This is a genomic window from Mesorhizobium sp. M4A.F.Ca.ET.090.04.2.1 (genome assembly GCF_003999085.1).
In the GTDB taxonomy this organism is placed as follows: domain Bacteria; phylum Pseudomonadota; class Alphaproteobacteria; order Rhizobiales; family Rhizobiaceae; genus Mesorhizobium.
Genome location: NZ_RZOT01000511.1, coordinates 1 through 4,516, shown reverse-complemented (window position 1 = coordinate 4,516; position 4,516 = coordinate 1). Strand labels below are relative to the sequence as shown.

Here is a 4,516-nt window from a genome sequence, read left to right as displayed (position 1 = left end):
TCGGACTCGGTCGAGGTTTCGTCGAAGGCGACGCCGATATGGTCGGCGTCGATGACGCGCACGAGCCGGCCGGTCTTCTCGGCGGCGGCGGCGATCGCCGAGCGCATCCACGGGCTCGCCGGGCGCCTGGCCGCCGGCCTCACGGCATCGGGCGTTGCCGTGCTCGGCGCCAGCCGTTTCGACACGGTAATGGTCGAAGTGCGGGGCAAGGCCAAGGCGATCGCCGCCGCCGCCGAGAAGACCGGCCGGCTCGTGCGCGTCATCGACGCCGACCATATCGGCGTCGCCTTCGACGAAACCTCGACCGAGTCCGACCTCGAGGCGATCGCCGGCCTCTTCAGCGCCAAGGCCCCCGCGGCGGCCGACCAAACCGTGCCTGGAAAACCGCGCGGCAAGGAATTCCTGACCCAGCCGGTCTTCCACGAGAACCATTCCGAGACGGACATGATGCGCTTCCTGCGCCGGCTGGCCGACAAGGACCTGGCGCTCGACCGCGCCATGATCCCGCTGGGATCCTGCACCATGAAGCTCAACGCCGCCGCCGAGATGATGCCGGTGAGCTGGCCGAGCGTCGCCAACCTGCATCCCTTCGCGCCGGCCAGCCATTCAGCCGGCTATCGCGCCATGGTCGGCGAGCTGGAAGGCTGGCTGTCGGAAATCACCGGCTTCGATGCGGTCAGCCTGCAGCCCAATGCCGGCAGCCAGGGCGAATATGCCGGCCTGCTCGCCATCCGCGCCTACCACCGCTCGCGCGGCGAGGGTCATCGCACCGTCTGCCTGATCCCGTCCTCCGCGCATGGCACCAATCCCGCGAGCGCAGCGATGGCGGGAATGAGTGTCGTCGTCGTGCGCTGTTCCGAGGACGGCAATATCGACATGGACGACATGAGGGCCAAGGCCAACGAGCATTCCAAGAATCTCGCGGCGCTGATGTTCACCTACCCCTCGACGCATGGCGTCTACGAGGAAGGCGCGCGCCACCTCTGCGCGCTCATCCATGAGCATGGCGGCCAGGTCTATTTCGACGGCGCCAACCTCAACGCCCTGGTCGGCCTCGCCCGACCAGGCGACATCGGCGCCGACGTCTGCCACATGAACCTGCACAAGACCTTCTGCATTCCGCATGGCGGCGGCGGTCCGGGTGTCGGCCCGATCGGCGTCAAGGCGCATCTGAAGCCCTATCTGCCGGGCCATGTCACGGAAGGGTCGGCGCATGCCGTGTCGGCAGCGCCGTTCGGCAGCGCATCCATCCTGCCGATCACCTGGATGTACATCCGCATGATGGGCGCCTCTGGCCTCAAGCAGGCCACGGAGACGGCCATCATCTCGGCCAACTATGTGGCGACACGGCTCGCGCCGCATTTCCCGCTCCTCTACAAGGGCAGGCACGATCGCATCGCGCATGAATGCATCCTCGACACGCGCGTGCTCAAGGAGAGCGCCGGCATCAGCGTCGACGATATTGCCAAGCGGCTGATCGACTATGGCTTCCATGCGCCGACCATGTCGTTCCCGGTCGCCGGCACGCTGATGGTCGAGCCGACCGAGTCCGAGCCCAAGCGCGAGCTCGACCGTTTCTGCGAGGCGATGATTGCCATCGCCGGCGAGGCGGCCAAGGTGGCGAAGGGCGAGTGGCCGCTCAACGATAACCCGCTTGTCAACGCGCCGCACACCGCGGCGGAAGCGCTGGCCGGCAGCTGGACGCATCCCTATTCGCGTCTGGAAGCGGCCTATCCCGCAGGCGATGCCGACACGTCGGCCAAATATTGGCCGCCGGTGTCGCGCATCGACAATGTCGCCGGCGATCGCAACCTCGTCTGCTCCTGCCCGCCGCTGTCGGAATATCTGGGCGCTGCCGAGTAGCGCTCGGTAGCGATCAAGCGGAACGCAAGGCCGGCCCGTCGGCCTTGCTCACCTTGTCCAGGACAAGAACGCAGTTCCGTCCGGCATGCTTGGCCGCGTAGAGTGCCTTGTCCGCCTCGGCCAGCACATCGTCGAGGCTGCTGCCTTCGGCCTTGCCGAAGCCGATGCCGCCGCTGACAGTGCTGCGCAGCGGGCCGCGCGGGGTTGGCACCACCTCGGCGCCGAAGGCGACGCCGATCTTGCTGGCAAGATCGAAGGCCTTGTCTTCGGTCATGCGCGACATGACCAGCGCGAATTCCTCGCCGCCAAGGCGGAAGGCGTCGACGCCGCTCCTGCCGTACTTCCTGATGATCGCGGCGAAGCGGCACAGAACCTTGTCGCCGACCGGATGGCCGAACAGGTCGTTCGTCCTCTTGAAATGGTCGAGGTCGAACATCACCACCGCCATGAACGGTCCGAAGGCGCGCTCGCCATAGAGCGAGTTCAGCGCCCGCCGGTTCATCAGCCCCGTCAGTGGATCGGTCAGGGTCTCGGCCTTCAATTCGATCTGCGCCTGCAAGTGGTGCAGCGAAAGCGTCAGCGCGCCGAGACCGGTCATGCAGGCGACCGCAACGACGGAATTCAGCCGTTCGGCCCAATTGTTGGGTGCCAAGCCAAGCACCCACTGTCCACGGATCGCCAGCACCAACCCACACAGTGCGAAGGACACCGCACAGGTGCCGCTGAGGAATGAGACGACCAGCAGGATCCGGCGATCATGACCGCCGCCCTTGATCCAAAACATCACACCGATCACGACGAGCAACGCCGTGACAGTCGCATAGGTGAGGATGAAGCCGATACCGTCAAAACCGAAATAGGTGACGGCGGCGCAAACGGTCATTGCTAGCAGGGTCGGCACAATCACGCGCTTGTAGCCGGGCACGCTGAGATACTGCATGGACGACAGGCAGATCACCAAAAAACCCAGGTTGAGCAGCGCAAGGGTAGCCTGGCACAGCAAAGGGCCGGGCTCCTTTGTGTACTGCCAGAACAGCACGACATGCGCGACAAGCACGAGCATGCCGCACGCCACCGTCAGCACGAAGTGCGCCCGCGGCGCGGTGAACCAGATCGCAAACAGCGTGATGCTGAGGCACGAGCCCGACAGCGCCGCCGCGAGCAGGAGCGAACTAAAATCCAACATTCTTGAGCGCAGCCTCTTGGGAGACGTCGGTTGCATCCCCATTCTAGGTTAACGACGGCCCGCCGACACCGTTTTCAGCTAACCTTTCGACGCAACCTTCGGACAAGGTTTACAAAGCGTCCACTACTATGAAGGGCACGCGCGAAGACTAGAGACGTTCTGGTTTATATTGAAACAGTTCTGTCGACGATCGCGACGCGACCCGTGCGAAAGAGGCCGCATGCCCGATGTTGTGCATCGCGCATGCGGCTGACAAAGCGGCGTCCGCCAGCAGGAAGCCGCATCCGTCGAATTGTCTTTTGCAAATCGACAAACAGGAAATAGTGCCGGTTGAAATTGTCTCGTCTCGCAGCGACTAAGTCGATTCGGGCGGAACGATTCAGTCTAGGCGCGAAAGCCCTCTAGCTCTTGTTCAGCAGCGCGAGGTTGGCGTCGACCACGGTCGGATCGGCCATGTGGGCCTTGGCCTCGAGCAGCAAAACCCTTGCCTTCGTCCTGTTGCCGCGCAGCAGTTGCGAATATCCCATGTTGTTGACGATCTGCGGCTTGCGGCCGGCGACCTTCAAGAGCTGGTCATAGGCGCGGTCGGCGAAGTCGAAACGGCCGAGCTCGTCATAGGAAGCGGCCAGCCCCATCCAGGCTTCGGCATTGTCGGCCTTGAGCTCGACGGCCTTGCGGAAATGCTTTTCGGCAAGGCCGTAATTCGCCTCGCGGAACTGCGCCTTGCCCTCCGCCAGGTCGGAAGCGCTGACATCCTTGGACGCTGGCTGGATCGCGGTGGTCTTGGTCGTGTCGACGCTGTTACTGCTGGTCGTGCAACCGGTGATCATCAAGACGGCTGCCAATGCGGCCATTGCCGCGGGATGTCTGTGACGCATGCCCCTGCCCCATCGCCCGATTTGCCGGGTCGTTCTTCAGGGAGCACTGTACACAGCAGCGATTAAGCTTCGGTGCTGAAATGCCCCTAAATTTCGGTTGCGCGCAAAGGATGCGTTAACCAGCGTTGCCGTGGGTTCAGTGCGCGGTCGTCATCTTTACGATGATCGGGATGATGGCGATCATCAGCACCACCGGCAGGATGCATACCGTCACCGGCACCGACATCTTGGCTGGCAGGGCATGCGCCTTCTCCTCGGCCAGCGACATGCGCTTGTGCCGCATCTCGTCGGAAAAGACGCGCAACGCCCCCGACAGGCTGGTGCCCAGTTCCTTGGACTGCTGCAGCAGCGTCGCGAAGGAGCGCACCTCATCGAGGCTGAGACGATCGGCGAGCGCCTTGAGCGCATCGTCGAGGCTGCGCCCGGCCCTGAGCTCCAGCGATACCAGCTGCAGGTTCATGCTGAGCGAAGGATAGGTCTTGGCGAGCTCCTTGGAGACGCGCTCGATGCCGGCCTCCATGCTCATGCCGGCGTCGGAGCAGACGATCATCAGGTCCATGAAGTCGGGAAAGCCGTTGCGGTATTCGCG

General features: G+C 63.9%; 4 protein-coding genes. 1 reads left to right on the top strand and 3 read right to left on the bottom strand.

Features of this window, described 5'->3' with window-relative positions; translation table 11 throughout:
• Window positions 1-1,863, top strand: a 1,863-nt coding sequence (gcvP, locus tag EN781_RS26900; RefSeq protein ID WP_245492664.1) for an aminomethyl-transferring glycine dehydrogenase, incomplete at its 5' end; no start/stop codon positions are given.
• Between the two features lie 13 nt (window positions 1,864-1,876).
• On the opposite strand, the gene EN781_RS26895 is transcribed toward gcvP, so the two are convergent.
• The 3 genes from EN781_RS26895 to EN781_RS26885 all read right to left on the bottom strand — a co-directional run.
• Window positions 1,877-3,049: a diguanylate cyclase gene (locus EN781_RS26895; protein WP_126054276.1), complete on the bottom strand. Its 1,173-nt coding sequence runs from the start codon at window positions 3,047-3,049 to the stop codon at window positions 1,877-1,879.
• Between the two features lie 401 nt (window positions 3,050-3,450).
• Window positions 3,451-3,927, bottom strand: coding sequence for a tetratricopeptide repeat protein (locus EN781_RS26890; protein ID WP_126054275.1), 477 nt, complete (start codon window positions 3,925-3,927; stop codon window positions 3,451-3,453).
• A gap of 136 nt (window positions 3,928-4,063) precedes the next feature.
• Window positions 4,064-4,516 (bottom strand): type II secretion system F family protein (locus EN781_RS26885; RefSeq protein ID WP_145965639.1); only part of this gene is annotated, 453 nt, incomplete at its 5' end.